Origin of the sequence: Paenibacillus dendrobii (assembly GCF_009807035.1) — a bacterium.
In the GTDB taxonomy this organism is placed as follows: Bacteria; Bacillota; Bacilli; order Paenibacillales; family Paenibacillaceae; genus Paenibacillus_AQ; species Paenibacillus_AQ dendrobii.
In genome coordinates, this window is record NZ_WUBI01000001.1 from 1,241,112 (window position 1) to 1,260,122 (window position 19,011).

The following is a 19,011-nucleotide window of genomic DNA, read 5'->3' on the forward strand; positions in this document are numbered from 1 at the left end:
TCACCTCTTCAATGATTCAAAATAATCCTTATAATCTTCCGATAGGCTCTCACCATCCACCACCAGGTCTCCGATGGCTTCCATGGCAATCTCGTTAATTTCGTCAAGCAGGAGTGCAGGCATCGTTCCGTACTTGTCAGCAATCCGATCAATCTTAATGGATGAGGATGGAGAATGTAGCGCGTATAAGATTTCGAGATGCGCTTGTCCCAGCATCCCTGCAAACAGAATCCATTCTTCATCCATATCGGAAGTATCCCAGAGCACCGTATCATTTGCAGCCGAATCCTCGTGTTCATGAGACGGTTCAGGCCGTGACGTGTGAACAAATTCATGTATAGGAACATCATCGTTCACGCCCGTGCTGCTCTTCGCGGGGTCAGGAGAAACATCCGAAGAAGACTGATCATTCTGATTCTGATATTCCCGATATTCCTGCTCTTCCTGCTCCGGTTCATCCCACTCCGCAACCGTCAGCATGCTCCGCACGTCCTCGCTATCCCTCTGCAGCTCGGCGAGCCGTTTAGGATCAATGGAGATTGCCGGCACTGCCGGCTTCTCGGGCTTGAATTCCTTGTCCAGAAAACGTTGAACCACCATCTCCGTTTCAGTCTTCAACGTAACGCCCCGGAGCCGTCCTTTGAAATGGTGCAGCTCCCTTAGTTTATTTTCCATGCATCGCAAAAGCTGCGTGATATAGTATCGCAGCGGTGAGCATCTCCGCAGCTGCGGGATGCGTAGTGCTCTTGTTCTGCCGTAGATGGATGCATCATAGACGGCACTCCGGAACAAGTATCTTTCGATTTTCTTTCCCGATCCCTTGTAAAAGGTGTCCACCAGCTTATTTCCGGTTGTTTTACGCAAAAAGGAATCGACAAGCGCTATCACTTTCGGAGCAAATTCCTCCAGAAGCACGCTCCCGCCATCCAGATAGAACTTGCTGCGCTGCATGTCGTAATCCGACAATGTTAGAATCTGTTCAAATGTAAGTGAAGCCGGATCATCCGTAAATAATCTCATCAGCTCCAGATCGAACAGCTCCCCTGTTTTGGTAGTTTGTGAACGGGAAACGATGTCCATTAAAGAAACATCCATCTGGTGAACGAGCACGAAATCGCAGACCCAATCCGCTATGTAGCCGTTCAGCTTGGGATACCTTTTACCATAAGCTTCCCAAAGCTTCATCATCAGTTCGTAGCCCTGTTTCGGAATCTCCCAGCCTGTGCCGTTGATCAGCTCATACAGATAGACGAAAATATAGGACAGGTCCGTAAACAGATACTGCCCTGCGCGCACCTCGCTCCTCCAGTAAAAATACCAGCTGCGCTGTGCCTCATTCATTTGTTCATAGGTGGGCCAATAGCTCATAAAAGGGACAAAGGGTGTCTGTTCATCTGTCCGGTCCGCCAAGGCTCTGGCCTGATGCACAAACTGCTGCTCCCTGGATAACGCTTTTACATAAGGAATGGACTCCCCGGCCGGACGTTCTTTCCGCTCCGGAATGCTCATGCCACGCAATGTCGGGCTTCCTTGCTCCCCTTCATCACTGATATCGATTTCCGCAAAGTTAAGCGGATTTTTATATGAATCCATGAACCGTACATCACCATTTCATAGAATATTTGTTCTGTTTTTTCATTATAATACAAATCGGTTGCAGGTGTAATTTTTTCGGACAGATTCATGTATTGAATGGAACCAGCACTCTCATTAGATCCACTCGCCTTTTTTTTCTGGTTTATAATCTGGAAAGCGTAACTGCTGACATCCAGTTACAAGTGAACCTTCTGCTTAAAGTTGTTCGCTGCAAATAAAACGGGTAAACTAGAGGAAAATGGATTATGACGGAGGTGCCGCATGTCTTTAGACAATCGGCCAAAACTAGGTCTGCGCGAAAGAAAAAAAATGAAAACAAGAGCCTCGATTCAACATCATGCACTGCAATTATTTCGTGTACAGGGTTACAACGCTACCACCATTGAGCAAATATCCGAAGCAGCCGAGGTTTCTCCAAGTACCTTTTTCCGATATTTCCCGACGAAAGAAGCTTTAATTTTAGAAGACGAATACGATTCTGTCCTCATTCGAGCCTTTCAGGAGCTGCCTTCCGGACTTAACCCGCTCCAAGCGCTTCGAGAGACTGTGAAGTCGGGCCTATCCAGTATCTCCAAAGAAGAACGAGAAGCCATTCGGGAGCGGACCGAACTAGCCTTTTCCGTTCCCGAATTGCGCGCCGCGTTTGTCAATCAATTGACTGCGACAATCACCATGATCGCCGAACTCGTTGAAGATCGGTACGATTACGAGCGCAATGATTTTCATGTACTGATATTCGCCGGATCCGTGATTGGCGCCACATTATCGGTACAAATCTACTGTGCGAATAACCGTGATGCGGATTTTGTTGAATTAATCGATGCAGCTCTTGCCGACATTGAAGCAGGATTACCCCTCCCTAAGAGGGCATAAAATAAGATAATCCCTTTTAAGCAGACACTCAATCCCCTCTCCATAGTATGAAGAGGGGATTGGGTGCGTTTAAAAGGGATATTTTCTGTTCTATACAAAAGCAGAACTTTTAGTAATATATCGAAATGTGATGCGACTAAGATAAACCACGCAGAACGGTATCTCGATTTTTTTTAGTCGATATCAACACTAAAACTCAGCTGCTTCAGAACTTCGCGCTTCAGCACATGATCTTCGCTCTCTGCTCCTGGCATGATCACAGGCGTCAATCTAAGCTTCGTCTCATTTCTGCTTAATGCAGGAAATCGAATAAAGTTACTTTTTGTGTTGCTTCGACCCGAAACCGGCTGAATGCTTTTCCCGCTCTGATCTTCCGCTAAGAACACCATATCCCATTCGTTCCCGCCTGATATTACATAATAAACCGTCGTCGATATCGGACTTAAGACGAGCTCGCTCACTTGAATCGTTTGGCCGTTATCCAGTGTAATGGTGTGATGGATATCAATTTTCTTGGTTTCGCTCATGAGTTTTTCCGCAGAAGTTTCAATGGCAAAGCCCCAATCTCCATTAATACTGTCTCTATCCTGAAAACGGATTTCACTAAAAACGATTTGAATATTCATCTTGTTTGTTAACGTATGATCCGGTAAATCTATTGCCCCAACAAATGTATATGTGCCGGAGTCCACTCGGGATTCTTTTCCGCCTCCGTTTTGCGGTATTTCAGATCCATTCAGATAAACGGACATCCAGGGTGAACAGATCCCCTGCAAATTCACTTCAGATGAATGGATCGTGTAGGAAATGAGAAGCTGCCCTTCACCCACAAGTACATCATCCAGTCGGATATCAATACCGGCTTCGCTAACCTTTTGTCCGACGGTGGTCGAATAGGTTTTTAGCACGGCAGGGTCACTTTTCATCTGCTCGGCCATTAACATGCGAAAAAAAGGGATTTCGGACAACGCCTTCACAGGCAGATTGGTCGCGAATGCCATGCAGACGATAAGAAATATGCAGACGACTGCCAGTCCATATCTCACCGGCATTGGCCTTTTGGGATGAAGTTTTTTTCTGATTCCCTTTTTAATTCGTTTCTTGTCTAATTCACTCATGTCTTCGTCTTCATATTGCTCCAGCTCAACATGGGCATCATTCAATAGTGCATAGATATCTTTCATACGAACACCTCCGGATGATCATTGCTCTCTTAACCCTTTGTATAATGCTTTCAGCTTTTTTCGTCCCCGTGACAGCCGATTATATACCCAAGAATGTTTAACACCTAGATCAGATGCGATTTTTCCGATGCTTTGCTCATGGATATAATGATTCATAAAAATTTCCCGATCCTTTTCTTCCAAGCTGCCGAGCATTTCCTCCAATTCTGAACGAAGATCGTCCAATGAATCTTGTTCGTAACCACGGCTCGCCTGTTCTACTTCGCTACTTATGTACTGCGCTTTACTCTTTTCCCTGTAATATTTCCGCTCGTAATCTATGGCCTTATATTTGGATATAGCTGCCAGCCAATTCTTGAACGAATTCTTGTCTGCCGAGAACGATTCCGCATGATTCCATATAGACAGCAAAATATCATCCATACATTCCTCGTGCACATCCTGCTGATGGAGATGCTTTCTAATGATGCTTTTGATTAAACCGCTATACTGGTCAATGACATAATAAAGGGCTTTTTCATTATGCTTACGCAGTTCGGACACCACATTTTCTTCCGTAATTCTCATTCAAAGCTCTCCTTTTCAAAACAGCTACATCTTATAGTTCGAATGAATGTGTGCAGTTCTATCACTTAGGGACAACATTTTTTCTGGAATTCTATCCTTATAACAGAAAAAAGGTACTCTCCGCTGATGGGATTGTACCTTTTAGCTTAGACGTTAACTATAGGCCTTTGTTACGGGAAACCAGAGAATCTTTCTATTGATCTAAGGACTATAGCTTGCGGTACTTTTTGAGCGCCAATATGTTCAGCAAGATAAAAAGTACGGCAAAGGCGAACAGTACCCCTAGATCAAGGGCGATATCGCTAAAACCGAGTCCTTTGTACATCACGCTTTTGAGCGCGTCCGCCCCGTAATATAACGGCATGATTCTCGCAATGACCTGCACCCAGGTTGCCATGTGATCCAGCGGGAATATACCCGCGAAAAAGACCTGCGGAATAATGACAATCGGAATGAACTGCACCATTTGGAACTCCGAAGATGCGAAGGTCGATAATAAAATCCCCAGCGAAAGGGCAACAAACGCCAAAAGGAGATTCGTTAACAGGACATACCAGATGGACCCGGCCAGGTTCATATCCAGCACCAAGGTCGCATAGAGAACGACGATCACCGTTTGAAGAAAAGCAAAAATGCCATACCCGGCCAGATACCCTGCAATCACCTCTCCCCTGCGCACCGGAGTGGACATTAAGCGTTCCAGCGTTCCGGTCGTGCGCTCCCGAAGAAGTCCGATTCCTGAAATCAGGAATACGAAGAAGAAGACGAAGAATCCGATCAATATTGGACTTAATGTATCAAAAAAGGTGGTATCCGCGCTGCCATACACATATTCCGTTGTGAGCGAAAGTTTGGGTGCAGCCGCATTCCCCTGCTCTTGAGTCATTTCCGATAATGCAGACGTCGCCTGGCTGATTCTCATCTGCAACGCTTTGGACTGGGAAGGATCATTGTTTTTCAGAATCAAATGAATGCCGCCTTCCTGCATTTCAATCACGGCATCCAGCTTATCCTTTACTAAGGTGTTCTTATCGGCACTATCGTAAGAAACAACGTTCATTCCCTGCTGATTCATCAGCTCGATAATTTGGGGATTGAGTTTGACCACGCCGATCTTGGCGTCAGATGCATTTCCTGTATGATTAAATAGATAATACATCAAAGACAGCACGAGTAAAGGAGCAAGGAACAATAATGCCAAGGTTCTCTTATCCCGCAGCAGCTGCTCGCAGATTCTACGGATGAGCGCTCTGATCCTCATGATTGCTTACCTCCTGCCTGCAGGAAGACTTCTTCCAAGCTATTCGCGCGGAACTGCTGCCTGAGCTGCTCCGGCGTGCCGCGGGTCAGGATTCTTCCTTCCCTTACCATCGCGAGCATATCGCATTTGTCGGCTTCATCCATTACGTGCGTCGTGACGATTATGGTTTTGTGCTCGTCGTTTTTAAGCCGGGTTAACTCATTCCAAATGGACTGCCTCAGTTCCGGATCGATCCCAACCGTCGGCTCATCCAAAATCAACACTGAAGGGTTATGAATGAGAGCGATGGCCAGTGACAATCTTCGTTTCATGCCGCCGGAATAAGCAGATACCTTTTTACCCAATTCATCCTTCAGATTGACAAGATCGGCTGCATAACCAATCCGTTCCTTTTGCTCCGCTTTGCCCATCGTGAACATCGCTGCGAAAAACCTCAAATTCTCTTCTCCAGTGAGTTCATTATATAACGCGTCCGATTGTGCCATATATCCAATGTGCTGGAGCATCGTCAAGCTTGGCATTGGAGTGTGAAGGACCTCCACCATACCTTCATCCGGCATATCCATGCCGACCAACATTTTTACAAGCGTCGTTTTGCCTGCGCCCGACGGACCAATCAGTCCGTATATCTGGCCTTTTTCCATATTCAGATTGACGTTGGAGAGTACAGTTTTCTTACCAAAACTTTTGCTGACCTGCTGCACCTTAACCGTCGTTTCCATAGGCAAAACCTCCATTTTCGATAATGAACACCGCGTTGATTATCTTTCCCGCCTTCATTATAATCAATCGATAGAATGACTACAATGAACAGAATCGCCGAATGTGATCATTAACCGTCAGCAACTGAAATACCTGGAGGGATATGAACATGAACCAAACCACCGACCGCCGGATTCTTCGTACGAAAGCCTTAATCCGCGATGCATTGACAGAACTAATCGAAGAAAAAGGATTTGAGGCTCTGACCGTCAAAGATATAACATCCAGAGCACAAATGAATCGCGGGACTTTCTATCTCCACTACCGGGATAAGTATGATCTTCTGGAACAAAGCGAACAGGAGCTGATCGAAGGATTAATTGCGATCATTAGCACTATTCAGCCTTTTAATCAAAAATCGTTTCTCTCCATGGACAAACCCGTTCCGCAAATCGTACATGTCTTTGAATATATGAACGAGCATGCGGATTTTTTGAAAACGATTCTCGGTCCCAAAGGTGATCCGGCCTTCCATCCGCTGCTCAAATCCATGTTGTGGAAGTACTTGTTTGAGAAGAATGTTACCCCGCTCATCAAAAAGGAAAATACGCTGGTGCCGCCGGAATATCTGATCTCCTACATCGCCTCGGCGCATTTCGGGATCATTCAGGAATGGCTGATGCAAGGCCGCAGGGAATCTCCCTATGACATCGCTTTGATCTTGACCAAGCTAACCTTGAAGGGGCCGCTGTATGCTGCCGGCATATTTAAACAGATGCAGGAATTGGGAGTTAACGAGAACGATCCGTACGATAACGAATAATATACTCGGGAGGTCCTATCTTGAATAAGCAAAAGCTGATCAAGAAGTTCGACAAGCAGTCGGCCAAGTATGAAGAAAGCACACGCAAACGGATGCTGGGTGTATGGCGTAATAGACTCCTTCAAGGGGTGCAGGGTGACGTGCTGGAGATCGCGGTCGGGGCCGGAGCCAACTTTCATATCTACGATATGGATAAAGTCCGTCTTACGGCAGCAGACTTCAGCCCCATGATGCTCCAGCGTGCTCGTCGGTTGGCGGAAGAGATGCACTTCCAGGTCCATTTCATCGAATGCGATATCGAAGCATTGGATTTCCCGGAGCATTCCTTTGACTGTGTTGTCTCCACCCTGTCCCTGTGCGGTTATGAAGATCCAGAGATGGTTCTGCGAAATATCAGCAAATGGTGCAAGCCTGGCGGTCGCGTATTTCTCCTGGAGCATGGGCTTGGAAAAAACCCGTTGTTGAAATCGGCGCAGCGATTGCTAAATCCGGTTGCCCGCAAAATGTCAGGATGTCATTGGGACCGAAATATCGAGCAGATCGTACAGCGTTCCGAACTGAAGATTGAACGTATCGAGAGATATTGGAACGGCATGGTACATTTGATATGGGCTAGATCATAGCGGCTTCGGAAATATATTCCTTTTTTTCACAGATACATATTGTCGCTAGAAACATCGTTTGCTATCATTAAGAAAGCAGAATGCGAGAACATCAACCAAGTGCGATACCCGCAATCATTTGGTTTCTTAAGGAGAGATGATGCTATGTCCACAAGTATTTCCCGCGTGATGATCCATTCGAACCCAGCCAAGGTTTGGGATGCACTTACCAACCCGGAGCTGGTGAAGCAGTGGCAATATGGAAGCCTTCTGATTAGCGATTGGCAGGTCGGCAGCGAAATCCGTTTCCGTAATGAATGGGAAGGACAAGTCTTTGAGCAATGGGGCAAGGTTTTGGAAGTCGTGCCGAATAAGCTGATTAAATATACGCTCTTTGCACCGAGGCCCGGCGTAGAGGACAAACCCGAGAATTATTTTGTCATGAGCTACATATTGACCGAGGATGGCGGCAATACCCTTCTAAGCATCGAACAAAACGATACAAGACCTGGAAGTGACAGCGAAGTCCAGGAATCTCAGGATGACGATAGTGGATCTGTATTGTCAGTACTTAAACACATGGTCGAGGCATCGTAGCTTTTATCATTCCGAATGTGAAAAGACCCCCAACAACGTTGGAGGTCTTTTATCTTTGATACGATTATTCCTTGGTCACCAGCTTCAGTGGCGCAGGAATCGATTTCTCAACCGTTTTTCCTTGCAGCACATCGTATGCGGCTTGTACCGCCATTTGTCCGATCAATTCAGGCTGCTGAGCCACCGTCGCGGTCAGTTTGCCATCCTTGATCGATTTCAGCGCGTCCTCATTGCCGTCAAAGCCAATAACCGGAATGTCTTTACCCGAGCTTTTAATGGCTTCAATGGCACCAAGCGCCATTTCGTCATTGTGTGCAAAGACGGCTTGCACGTCTGGATTAGCCTGAAGCAGGTTTTCCATGACATTCAGACCTTTCGTACGGTCGAAATCCGCAGTTTGTTTAGCGATCACTTTCAGATTCTTATCCGCAACTTCATGGAAGCCTTTGCCGCGTTCACGAGTTGCCGATGCTCCTGCAACCCCTTCGAGTTCAATAACTTTCGCGTTTTTGCCAAGCAGCTTCTCGATATATTCCGCTGCCATTTTACCGCCTTTCACGTTATCGGAAGCGACCAGCGCTTTGACATCGCCTTTATCTGCGGAGCGGTCCAGGGTAATAACCGGAATGCCCAGATTATTAGCCGATTGCACGACTGTAGAGATGGCTGCAGAATCCGTTGGATTAATCAGCAAGGCGTTTACACCCTTTTGCATCAGGTCATCCACGTCATTGCTTTGTTTAGCCGAATCGTTTTGGGCATCGACCACAATCGTTTCGATACCATGCTTCTTGGCTTCAGCCACGACGCCATCCTTCAAGGAAACGAAGAACGGGTTATTCAAGGTTGAAACGGAAAGACCTATTTTCATATTTTTGATATCCCCGCCGGTTTTAGGTTTTGCCCAGCTCGGCGGCTCAAGGGAACACCCCGTGGTCAAGATGAGCAGAAGCGCTGCCAATAAGAATGTTAGCTTTTTCATATGAGTCTCTCTCCCCTTATGCAGATTTCTTCCGGTCGATGAGTACGGCGATGAGGATGACAATCCCTTTGACAACCATCTGGTAGAAGGAAGATACGCCGAGCAGATTCAGGCCGTTATTCAATGTGCCGATAATGAGCGCACCGATCAAAGTACCCAAGATGCGGCCCCGGCCGCCTGAAAGACTTGTGCCACCCAAGACGACTGCCGCGATGGCATCCAGCTCGTAGGAAGTTCCGGCTGTTGGTTGTGCCGAATTCAGCCGCGATGTCAGGATGGCACCTGCCAAAGCGGATAGCAAACCTGCGAGGCCGTAGATCATGATCTTCACGCGTGAGACTTTAATACCGGATACGATGGCAGCTTTTTCGTTGCCGCCGATGGCGTATGTTTTGCGTCCGAAGGAAGTTTTGTGGAGAACGACCCACAGCAGCGCAAACGTAATGATCATGGTGATCGCCGGAACCGGAATGCCGAATTGGTAACCGCGGCCGAACAATTGGAACGTCATACTGTCTCCGAGGCCTGTAATCGGATTGCCGTCGGTATATACGAGCGTCAGTCCTCTGAATATCGTCATCGTTGCCAGCGTAGCGATAAACGGAGCCATTTTACCTTTGGTGATCAAGAGTCCATTGATCATCCCCATCACTCCGCCGAGCAGACAGCCGATGACAATCGCCAGAATCGGATCAAAGCCGGCCACCATCATATTCGCAACAAATGCGCTGGATAGCGCCAGGATGGAGCCGACCGACAAATCGATGCCGCCTGTCAAAATGACAAAGGTCATGCCAAACGCTATCAAAGCATTGATCGAAACCTGGCGCAGCAAATTGAGTATATTAAGCGGTTCCAAAAAGCTCGGATTCAGAACCGAGACAATAATGATCAGGATAATCAGACCGAGCAGCGGTCCTAACTTTTGCGTGATTTGCGATACCTGAAAACCTTTTGCTGTTTTTGCATCATTCATTGTTGTCATGTTACTGTCCCCCTGTAGCCAGCGTCATTATTTTTTCCTGCGTCGCTTCTTCATTACTCAATTCCCCAGTGATATGCCCTTCATGAACAACAACGATGCGGTCACTCATGCCGAGTACTTCCGGCAGCTCGGAGGAAACCATGATAATGGCAACGCCGTGGCCTGTGAGTTCATTCATTAGCTGGTAAATTTCCCGTTTGGCTCCGACATCCACGCCCCGGGTCGGCTCATCCAGAATCAAGAGTTTCGGTCCGATGCCGACCCACTTAGCAATAACAACCTTCTGTTGGTTACCGCCAGACAGATTTCCGGCTGCCGTTTCGGATGTGTGCGTCTTGATTTGCAGTCGTTTGATCAGCGCATCAACGAACACTTTTTCCTTTTGCGATGAAATGATCCCCTTGGACGTGAAACTGTTAAGACTCGGGAGTACCATATTGTCCCGTACGGAGAAGTCTAGAATCAATCCTTCGTCCTTCCGGTCTTCCGTGATGAAACCGATTCCAAGTTCGACGGCGTCCACTGGCTTCTTAATGACGGCTTTTTTCCCGAACATGCGGATCTCCCCGCTGTCCAAATGATCCAGCCCGAACAAGGCTCTCATGATTTCGGTACGACCCGAGCCCATCAGCCCGGAAAATCCAACGATTTCACCGGCACGGACCTGAAAGCTCACGTTCTCGAACAACCCCTTCCGGGAGACATGCTGGGCCTCAAGTACGACTTCACCAGGGTTCGGATTTCTGGCCGGATAACGTTCCGTCAGTTCTCTGCCGACCATTTTCTTGACGACTTCGTCGAAGTTGGTGTGCGGAATTTCCTGGGTATCCACGGTCCGTCCGTCGCGCATCACGGTGATCCGATCGCATATCGTGAAGATCTCCTCCATCCGGTGTGAAATATATACGATGGATACGCCTTCATTTTTTAAAGAGTTAATCACTTCGAACAGCTTCTCGATTTCCCTTTCCGTCAGAGCTGACGTCGGTTCATCCATTATTATCACTTTGGTATCCGTCAGCAGAGCCTTGGCGATTTCGATCATCTGCTGTTGGCCTACCGAACATTGCCCGGCCTCGCTGCTGAGCGGGATATCCACGGAAAGTCTCTTAAACTGTTCTTTTGCTAGCGCCTTCATTTCCTTCGTCTTCAGCAGGCCCCAGGATGAGGACATCTCCCTGCCGATGAACAGATTCTCAAGCACGGTCATGTCAGGCCATACATTCAGTTCCTGATGGATAAAAGCAATGCCTTGATTCTCCGCTTCCTTGGGGTTCGAGAAATACGTTTCCTTCCCGTCAACAAGGATGGTTCCTTCATCCCTGGCATGCATGCCTGTAAGAATATTCATCAAGGTAGACTTTCCGGCGCCGTTCTCGCCCATCAGGGCGTGAACCTCACCTTCTCGCAGGTCAAAGTCGACACCGGACAACACTTGATTACTGCCGAAGGCTTTGTGGATTCCTTTCATTTGAATCTGCATAAGGCACCTCCTAAAAGTTTTTGCGGAGCTTATCTACTCTGATCGTTCTTCATAGCAAAAACTACTTCGTAAGCATAAGCCTAGTTTTTGCGGAGCATATCTACTCTGATCGTTCTTCAGTAAAATCCGGCTTCGTAAGCAGACGTTTTTAACCAAAATAAACGCCCGCCTGTAAAATGATGTTCGCAAAAGGCTTCGCTTCACCTGTACGGATCACAGCTTTGGCCTTTTGGGTCAACTGCTTGAATTCTTCATGCGGGCATTCTTCTATCGCGCATCCCTCGAATTTTTCTTCTATATAATGAAGTGCTTCGGAATTGTCTGTTTTCATTTCTTCCGCGATCACGACCTTCTCGATTTCCATATCGGATGCGATCGCGTTGACGGTTTCTGCAAAACTCGGTGAGCCAAGCGTCAGCGCCAAATCGATTTTGGCGACACCCTCAGGAATCGGAAGTCCCACATCGGCAATCACGATCGTATCGGTATGGCCCAAATCGGCTAAAACTTTGGATATATGACTGTTCAAGATGCCTTGCTTCTTCATCTTACATCTGCGCCTCCACTTCTTCTCGCGTCGGCATGCCGCCCTGCGCGCCGAACTTCGTCACGGACAAGGATGCGGCCCGGTTCGCAAAACGGACACTGTCGGCAATGGCTTTGCCTTCGGCCAAAGCCACAGCGAATGCAGCATTGAACGTATCTCCCGCCCCGGTCGTATCCACAGCCTCCACCTTATAGGATGGGACGAGAACTTCGTTCTCACCGTCAAAGTAGCGGACACCCTTGCTGCCTTCCGTTACAAACAACTTATTGGGATACTTGCGAAGGGCATCGGAAAGACTCAGCTCTGAAAAAAGAACCTCGGCTTCGTGCTCATTCGGCGTGATATAAGCGGCATTTTCGATGACTTCTTCCTCCAAAGGACGAGCCGGGGCTGGATTCAAAAGCAGCTGAATGCCCAGCTTCTTGCAGACCCTACTGACATGAGTCACGGTTTCTTCCGGTATCTCTTGCTGGATCATCACCATATCTACTCCTTGAAAAGCATTCATGGATTGATCAATATAATCCGGTGTTACCTCATTATTGGCTGCTTTGATCACGACGATACTGTTATCGCCTTCTGCCAGCACAATATGGGCTGTTCCGCTTTCCATATGTGTAACCGGTTCCACATAGTCTGTAGAAACTCGGTTGAAAGTAAAGTTGTTCAAAATCGCCTCACCGAAATGATCATCTCCTACGCGTCCAATCATCGTAACGTCGGCTCCGAGACGTGCAGCTGCAACCGCTTGGTTAGCGCCTTTGCCGCCGGGTACCGTTGTGAAACTATCACCGAGAACCGTTTCACCGGCTCCCGGACGTTTGGATGATGTGACCACTAGATCGATTGAAGAGCTACCTACCACTATGATTTTAGCCATGCTGATCCACCTTTCTGGTCGTATCCCGCTCCGTAAACGTAACGGGCATTTGAATGGTTTTGTGATCTATATTTTCGTTCTCAATCAACTGCATAAGCAATTGGGCTGCGGCCCTGCCCATGTCATAGGCGGGCTGTCTGATCGTCGTTAGCGACGGTGTCAGCAGACTGCTTAGCGGTATATCGTCAAAGCCGATAATCTGTACGTCTTCCGGAACTTTCTTGCCAAGCCGCAGTGCTTCGTGAAGGACGGCAGTCGCAACGATATCGTTGCTGGCAATAACACCGTCAGTATATGGATGCTGCTCGAACAATTCTTTTGCCCACGTGCCCGCCTCCGTAAAAGAAAAAGACGACGTCATGATCACGTTAAAGGGTATTCCTTCTTTGCTCAGTACATCGACCGCACCCTGATAACGATCCTGTGCCGGACGAATATGTTTGGGTCCCTGCATCACCGTAATTTGCCTGCTTCCGCGGGCAATCATCTCATGAGCAGCAATTCTTCCGCCTTCACGTCCGTCCGCAAATACCGATGGCCTGTTGTCAGCTGTCCGGTCGAGGAACACCACCGGAATGTTCATCTTCCGGTATGTATCTGTATCCGGGTGGTTGGTGGAGGCAATGACGCCTACCACGTTGTTTTGCACGAATGTTTGGATATATTCTTTTTCTTTTTTCATATTCTCGTCACTGTTGCCAAAAATAATTCGAAAATCGTTTTCCTGCATCTCATCCTCCACCCCGCGGGCAAGCTCGGGAAAAAAGGGGTTGGTGATATCCGGCAGCAGCAGGCCGATGAGTCTGGATTTTCGTTTATACAGCGATCTTGCGACCTCATTGGGCGTATAATGCAGTTCCTTAATAGCGGTTTCAACCTTTTTGCGGGTATCTTCGTGTACATAGCCTGTCTCATTGATGACCCGGGATACCGTCGCTACCGAAACGCCTGCATGCTTCGCCACATCTCTAATGGTTGCCATAACATTCTCTCCTCAATGTGGAACCGGTTACACCTTTAAAATAACACAGCCATTATTTTTTAGCAACAGCGCTTACAAAGTTATTTTATGGAACAGGTCTTGTAATATCATCAGGGCATCCGCGCAATTTTCATAGCTGCGGAGTATGTAGAAGGCAACTCTTGTTTGATATCCACACGATACGGTCGCCTTTTAACGATAATCCATCCCCGGTTTAATCTGCATATCGTTTAGTTAAAGTTCCGGAAATAAAGTGGATATCTCCCCATTTTATGGGTAACTTCTATGATCTGACAAACGTTTATTAAAGTGACGAAAACATTCGGGATCTGAAAATAAACTCATCGAAAACTGATTAAAGAGGTGTCCTTTTTGTCTAAATACGCTGGCATGGTCGCGATCGGCTTTATCTCCGTTCAATTGCTGTTGGCAGGCTGCAGCTCCACAGACTCTACATACACCGATTACGGAAAGCCCGTTCACGATACGCGCATGGTCATCACGGAAAAAGGGCTCAAATGGGATATCGATAAAACGGCCCCATCCTTCGAAGAAACCATCGCGGATTTTCCGTTCGAAGTCAAACAGATCAAGCTTCCTTTCCCTCCCACCAGTACCGCAGCGAGCCCCATCGAAGCTCCGTTTGATATGATTCAGCTTACTTACGCTAACCTGGAGATGGGACGCCAGCTGATTCTGGTGGAAAGCAATCCCGAAGATGACTCCACGCTCAATGGAAAAACCGGCCCACAGCTCAAGAACGGTGAAAAAACATATATTCAAAGCGATTCCCATTCCAGTGCGCTTAGCTGGAGACATGACGGCTTAACCTATCTGCTCATTTCAAACAAGGTAAAAAACCAACAATTCGTGCCTCTCTACAGCCCGGATGAACTTGTTAAGGTGGCCGATACTATACAATAATCGAGGAGTATCCCATAATAGACAAAAGAGGCGCCCCCTGGTCAAAGCGACGTTTGGGACAGCCTCTTTTATCCTTATATTCCATAAGCTGAATAGTTGAAGCATCAAGTCCATAAAAAAAGCCCGTTCACCGGGAGAAAACGGTGAACGGGCTTACAATGGATCACCAGCTGATCTTGACGCACCTGCCGTGCGGATTTCCGGGAAACCGCAGTAAAACGGTCCCTGTTTCCTCGTCGTAATCGAACTCCACCTTCGCTTCATCGACTACGGCCTGGATCGGAGGACGTGGGACCCGTACCCGGGTGCTCACCATGATTCCCTCCGGGGATTCCGAAGTCCACGATAAGGTATCCTCATCATGTATTTCATTCCGGATTCTTGCCGAAGCAGCCAAGATGCGCGGCAGAAGCGCGCGTTGATCCAGCCAGGCTAAATCATATAGCAGCGTATTGTCATTAGGCTTCAGCACTACCTTCTTAACCAAGGATAACTTGTCGTCAAACAGCTGAATAAAGGAGCCTTCGAGCACAACCCGGCGATTGGAATCGGACTCCGCCTTCTCATCCAGGACATGAACGATACGGTAAGGCCCTCGCCGTATGTCAAGCACTTCGCTTTCACTGAACTCCTGTTCTTCCCCTCGCATGGCGAGCGCTTGCCGGACGCTGTCCCTGACAAGCTCGGCTCCTTCAACCGTTTCGGCCAGGGTTGCCGGATGCCGCCGGTGGAGAATCAATGCCCCGCTCCCAATCGCATGCGTCCCTTCTTCCGGTACACGGCCGAGTCCGATGGATTCAAACAGATGCTCTTCGGGATGCCCATAGGCTTCATGCCTGGAATCCCGGTTCCACCATTCCTTGACCTGATGATACGGATCGCTGCCGTCCCCGACATAGATAAGAACGCCGCCTTCCCGAATCCACTGCGCCAAGACCTGGTGAATGCCGGGATGCTCCGGCTTCATGAATTCATAACTGAGAAGCAGAACCCTGTAATCATCGAGATATCCGGGGAAGTGCAGTATATTGTCATACTGAAGCGGCCTGAGCGGGATCCCGTATTTGAGAAGGGGTAACGCCAAACCATAGAACGGCGACCAATCCAGGAGCTTTCTCTCCGTCTCGCCCAGCAAATCGTCCGAATCCGTTCCATCATACCGTCCCGCGGAATCCAACTCCTGATCGGATCTTTCCACATCTCCTCTTTGAAACATGGCCGAGTTGGCCAGACAAAGACCAATTCCGGATACGGAATCCGGTTCGCGAATATCTGCATCATGCTTATGCATTTCGCCCAGCAAGTGCATAACGATCTGAAGCTTGGTAGCATATGATCCGGGGATGGGTTCTTTTCCCGTACCGTCTTCCTTCGGATAGGTCCCCTCGAACACCCGATGAGGCCAAGGACAGACCTCGTATTGGCTCACTCCCGGATGGAGCAGCGATGCCGTGACGGTAGCCAAATAGTTCTGTTCGTAATCCGTCCAGGTGTACCGCGGGTTATCCTCGATCGGATCATGGAGAAACCACATTTCGCGTCCGGTTCCCCTCGTGAGCTCCTGCATCATTCCATACTCCAGGTAGGCGGTTTCAAACGTTCTTTCCCTGCGGACTCCCTGATACACATTTGGCGTCCGGCTTGTTCCGGTCCAGATCTGGGCGATAAACCCGTCGCAGGAAGGCATGGATACAAACAGGGCTTCCGGACTGATAATTCTCCACTGGGTGTAGTTAATCAAGCTATGCGTGGGAATATAGAAACGAATCGTCCTGCCATAAGTGGTCAGGGCGTATTCCTTCATTTCACTGCATATCCGGTCCATTGCCCGATAATACATGGCCGCCTTCAGCTTGGAAGCCCTATACTGCGCATCGCAGGAAGCATGCGGCGGGCTCCACTCTTCTCCGTAATAATTCAGCCACTCCCGCTTAAAGGCTTCCGAATAGCCGGACACCGCCCAAAATTCGGGCTCCTCCATATGAATGGCTTCAACGCCGGCATCAATGGCTTTTTTGATATGCGTAGCGAGATATCCTGCGAAAGAAATGGAAGGGACCATGTAAGGGACGTCCTTTCCGTGAAGCAAATGCCTGCCGCTTCGATCCATTTGCGCTTCATCCCAATGATTCCGGCCGTCATACCGGCCGTAAAGATAGTCCTGATATTCTCCCCAGGATACCCCTGTCATCAAATGGATCGTGTATCCCGCCTTTTTCCATCCGGCGATCCGCTCAGCCAAATCATCGGATATTCCATAGACCATCACAAAGTCCGTTCGGAGATCATATTTCGCTCCATAGGGCCTGGCTTCCTGGAATCCCGTCCACTCCGGAGCAGCTTTCGGTTGACGCTTCATATGCAAGTCCCCCTTAGTTCGGCATGGAGAGTTTTACGACTTCTTTTCCCTTCAGTTCCTCATTGACGTACTTCATCGCTGCATCATACCCCGTCTTCTTGATTTGATCGCGCAAATCGTTTAGCACTTTCAATGCAGCATCATCCGATTTGGCGAAAATCGCCTGCTTCCACACATCCGTCATTTGGTCCATGGATGGTTTGAGGTTCTCCCAATCCGGTGCTTTGGTGATCACGTCGCTCGGATTGAAGGCTGAAATGACGCTAATTCCATTCGGACGCAAAATTTTACGCGCATTGTCCATAGCCGCGAGCCGTCCCTGATCTGCCCAGATATCCCCGCCGCCAACCGAATTAATGCGGTCCTGGCCGGTCATATTTTCAAGGCCGATGGCAATACCTTGATCTCTTTTCACCTTTCCGGTGCTGTCTTCGTAGAATTTATCGAACCATTCCTTTTTGGCTACCGGTTTTCCGTCGACTTTTTCCCAATGTACGCCTTCCACTCCGTAATGTACGAGCATGAATCCTTCATCCGATGCCAGGAAATCGAGCAGCTTGAGCGCAGCGTCAACATCCTTGCATTTTTTCGTAATCACCGTGACGTTATTGCCCTGGATAGACAAATCTACTGGCCGGTTCGCTTCAGCCCCTGCTCTTTCCAGCGGTCCGACCGGAACATAATCCGAGCCCGGATGCGCTTTCACGTAATCCTTGGATGCGTCGAGAATGGCAGGGTAATGTGCCGCCAAAACCGCGATGCGTCCCTGTTTGATTTTCTCATTTGCAATCGGGTCGGTCTGAGTGAATACTTCCGGATCAAGCAGACCTTCAGCAATCAGCTTCCGGTAGTACAAGGTATAATCCTCATAGGCTTTGGTGAAGAACACGTTCTCAAGACTTCCGTCTCCCTTATCTACATAGCTGGTACCATAGAAAAGCGTGTTCCCGATACCGACAGCCCATCCATCATGGAAGCCGCCCAGCGGCATCACAGGCATCCCATTTTCGGACAGATTCGCATCTTTGATTTTTTTGAGGAACTGATATAAATCCTCTTTGGTTTTTACCGACTGCGGATCAACGCCGACTTTCTCAGCAACATCCTTCCGTACATAGAAGCCATAGAGCCAGTCATTGACGTCATCCCCAGTTGCCGGCTGGTTTTGATACATCATATATTTTTTGCCGTCTATACCTCCGATGGCTTTCTCATAGAGTGCAGGAGGAACATTTTCTTTGGCAATTGCCTTGGCGAGATTCGGATACTTATCGATTTTGTCGGTCAGGTCCACCAGCTGCCCTTCCTTGGCTGCCTTGATGATGCCGTCCAGCTCTCCGCCCCATGCAGGTCCGGTGTAGATGTCAGGCAGATCCTGTGTCGCGAATATCGTATTGACCTTCTCAACCTCGCTGCCTTTCGTATAGTCGATCTTGATTTTAATCCCCGTCTTCTCTTCGATCGCCTGCGTGACTGGTGTTGTGTCGCTATCCGGGCCGGATGAGCCGTTCCAGTTGTTCAGAATGGTCAACGTGCTTCCCTTTCCGCCAGAAGCATCGTCGCCACCGCCTCCACCACCACAGCCGTACAACAGCCCGGTCAACATCATGACCCCCATCAGCGTGCAGGCCGCCTTCAAACGTAACTTAGCCATATGAACCCTC

18 protein-coding genes are annotated in these 19,011 nt (G+C 48.4%); 5 read left to right on the top strand and 13 right to left on the bottom strand.

Features of this window, described 5'->3' with window-relative positions; genetic code table 11:
• Complete coding sequence (locus GRF59_RS05235; protein ID WP_160496576.1) at positions 1 to 1,593, bottom strand: TerB N-terminal domain-containing protein; 1,593 nt, start codon at positions 1,591 to 1,593, stop codon at positions 1 to 3.
• A gap of 264 nt (positions 1,594 to 1,857) precedes the next feature.
• Here GRF59_RS05235 and GRF59_RS05240 point away from each other — a divergent pair, with 264 nt between their 5' ends.
• Positions 1,858 to 2,469: an acyl-CoA-like ligand-binding transcription factor gene (locus GRF59_RS05240; RefSeq protein ID WP_160496577.1), complete on the top strand. Its 612-nt coding sequence runs from the start codon at positions 1,858 to 1,860 to the stop codon at positions 2,467 to 2,469.
• Positions 2,470 to 2,642: 173 nt separating this feature from the next.
• Here GRF59_RS05240 and GRF59_RS05245 read toward each other — a convergent pair whose 3' ends face one another.
• The 4 genes from GRF59_RS05245 to GRF59_RS05260 all read right to left on the bottom strand — a co-directional run bounded on the left by GRF59_RS05245 (position 2,643) and on the right by GRF59_RS05260 (position 6,203).
• Complete coding sequence (locus tag GRF59_RS05245) at positions 2,643 to 3,653, bottom strand: DUF4179 domain-containing protein (protein ID WP_160496578.1); 1,011 nt, start codon at positions 3,651 to 3,653, stop codon at positions 2,643 to 2,645.
• Between the two features lie 18 nt (positions 3,654 to 3,671).
• On the bottom strand, positions 3,672 to 4,220 hold the full coding sequence (locus tag GRF59_RS05250; RefSeq protein WP_160496579.1) for a sigma-70 family RNA polymerase sigma factor: 549 nt from the start codon (positions 4,218 to 4,220) through the stop codon (positions 3,672 to 3,674).
• 208 nt (positions 4,221 to 4,428) lie between these two features.
• A complete protein-coding gene (locus GRF59_RS05255; protein ID WP_160496580.1) occupies positions 4,429 to 5,481 on the bottom strand; it encodes an ABC transporter permease in 1,053 nt (350 codons plus the stop codon).
• Positions 5,478 to 6,203 (bottom strand): ABC transporter ATP-binding protein, encoded by a 726-nt coding sequence (locus GRF59_RS05260; protein ID WP_160496581.1) that lies wholly within the window; start codon positions 6,201 to 6,203, stop codon positions 5,478 to 5,480. Before GRF59_RS05260 ends, GRF59_RS05255 begins: the two co-directional genes overlap by 4 nt.
• A 149-nt stretch (positions 6,204 to 6,352) precedes the next feature.
• On the opposite strand from GRF59_RS05260, the gene GRF59_RS05265 reads away from it, so the two are divergent.
• From GRF59_RS05265 to GRF59_RS05275, 3 genes are all read left to right on the top strand, one after another.
• Positions 6,353 to 7,006 carry a TetR/AcrR family transcriptional regulator gene (locus GRF59_RS05265; protein WP_160496582.1) on the top strand — a complete coding sequence of 218 codons (654 nt, stop codon included), beginning with the start codon at positions 6,353 to 6,355 and terminating at the stop codon, positions 7,004 to 7,006.
• Between the two features lie 20 nt (positions 7,007 to 7,026).
• Positions 7,027 to 7,629 carry a class I SAM-dependent methyltransferase gene (locus tag GRF59_RS05270; RefSeq protein ID WP_160496583.1) on the top strand — a complete coding sequence of 201 codons (603 nt, stop codon included), beginning with the start codon at positions 7,027 to 7,029 and terminating at the stop codon, positions 7,627 to 7,629.
• A gap of 144 nt (positions 7,630 to 7,773) precedes the next feature.
• Positions 7,774 to 8,205, top strand: a complete 432-nt coding sequence (locus tag GRF59_RS05275; RefSeq protein ID WP_160496584.1) for an SRPBCC family protein — start codon at positions 7,774 to 7,776, stop codon at positions 8,203 to 8,205.
• A 64-nt stretch (positions 8,206 to 8,269) separates the two neighbouring features.
• On the opposite strand, the gene rbsB is transcribed toward GRF59_RS05275, so the two are convergent.
• From rbsB to GRF59_RS05305, 6 genes are all read right to left on the bottom strand, one after another.
• Complete coding sequence (gene rbsB / locus GRF59_RS05280; RefSeq protein ID WP_160496585.1) at positions 8,270 to 9,187, bottom strand: ribose ABC transporter substrate-binding protein RbsB; 918 nt, start codon at positions 9,185 to 9,187, stop codon at positions 8,270 to 8,272.
• Positions 9,188 to 9,203: 16 nt separating this feature from the next.
• A complete protein-coding gene (gene rbsC / locus GRF59_RS05285; RefSeq protein WP_160496586.1) occupies positions 9,204 to 10,172 on the bottom strand; it encodes a ribose ABC transporter permease RbsC in 969 nt (322 codons plus the stop codon).
• Between the two features lies 1 nt (position 10,173).
• Complete coding sequence (locus GRF59_RS05290) at positions 10,174 to 11,655, bottom strand: sugar ABC transporter ATP-binding protein (protein WP_160496587.1); 1,482 nt, start codon at positions 11,653 to 11,655, stop codon at positions 10,174 to 10,176.
• A gap of 148 nt (positions 11,656 to 11,803) precedes the next feature.
• On the bottom strand, positions 11,804 to 12,202 hold the full coding sequence (gene rbsD / locus GRF59_RS05295) for a D-ribose pyranase (RefSeq protein ID WP_160496588.1): 399 nt from the start codon (positions 12,200 to 12,202) through the stop codon (positions 11,804 to 11,806).
• 1 nt (position 12,203) lies between these two features.
• Positions 12,204 to 13,082: a ribokinase gene (gene rbsK / locus GRF59_RS05300; protein WP_160496589.1), complete on the bottom strand. Its 879-nt coding sequence runs from the start codon at positions 13,080 to 13,082 to the stop codon at positions 12,204 to 12,206.
• Positions 13,075 to 14,064 carry a LacI family DNA-binding transcriptional regulator gene (locus GRF59_RS05305; RefSeq protein WP_160496590.1) on the bottom strand — a complete coding sequence of 330 codons (990 nt, stop codon included), beginning with the start codon at positions 14,062 to 14,064 and terminating at the stop codon, positions 13,075 to 13,077. The genes rbsK and GRF59_RS05305 overlap by 8 nt, the downstream gene beginning before the upstream one ends.
• 372 nt (positions 14,065 to 14,436) lie before the next feature.
• On the opposite strand from GRF59_RS05305, the gene GRF59_RS05310 reads away from it, so the two are divergent.
• On the top strand, positions 14,437 to 14,988 hold the full coding sequence (locus GRF59_RS05310) for a hypothetical protein (protein ID WP_160496591.1): 552 nt from the start codon (positions 14,437 to 14,439) through the stop codon (positions 14,986 to 14,988).
• A gap of 163 nt (positions 14,989 to 15,151) precedes the next feature.
• Here GRF59_RS05310 and GRF59_RS05315 read toward each other — a convergent pair whose 3' ends face one another.
• Together GRF59_RS05315 and GRF59_RS05320 are read right to left on the bottom strand one after the other, a co-directional pair.
• A complete protein-coding gene (locus GRF59_RS05315) occupies positions 15,152 to 17,347 on the bottom strand; it encodes a hypothetical protein (RefSeq protein ID WP_160496592.1) in 2,196 nt (731 codons plus the stop codon).
• 13 nt (positions 17,348 to 17,360) lie between these two features.
• Entirely contained in the window at positions 17,361 to 19,001 is a 1,641-nt protein-coding gene (locus GRF59_RS05320) for an extracellular solute-binding protein (RefSeq protein WP_160496593.1), read from the bottom strand.
• Between the last annotated feature and the right edge of the window lie 10 nt (positions 19,002 to 19,011).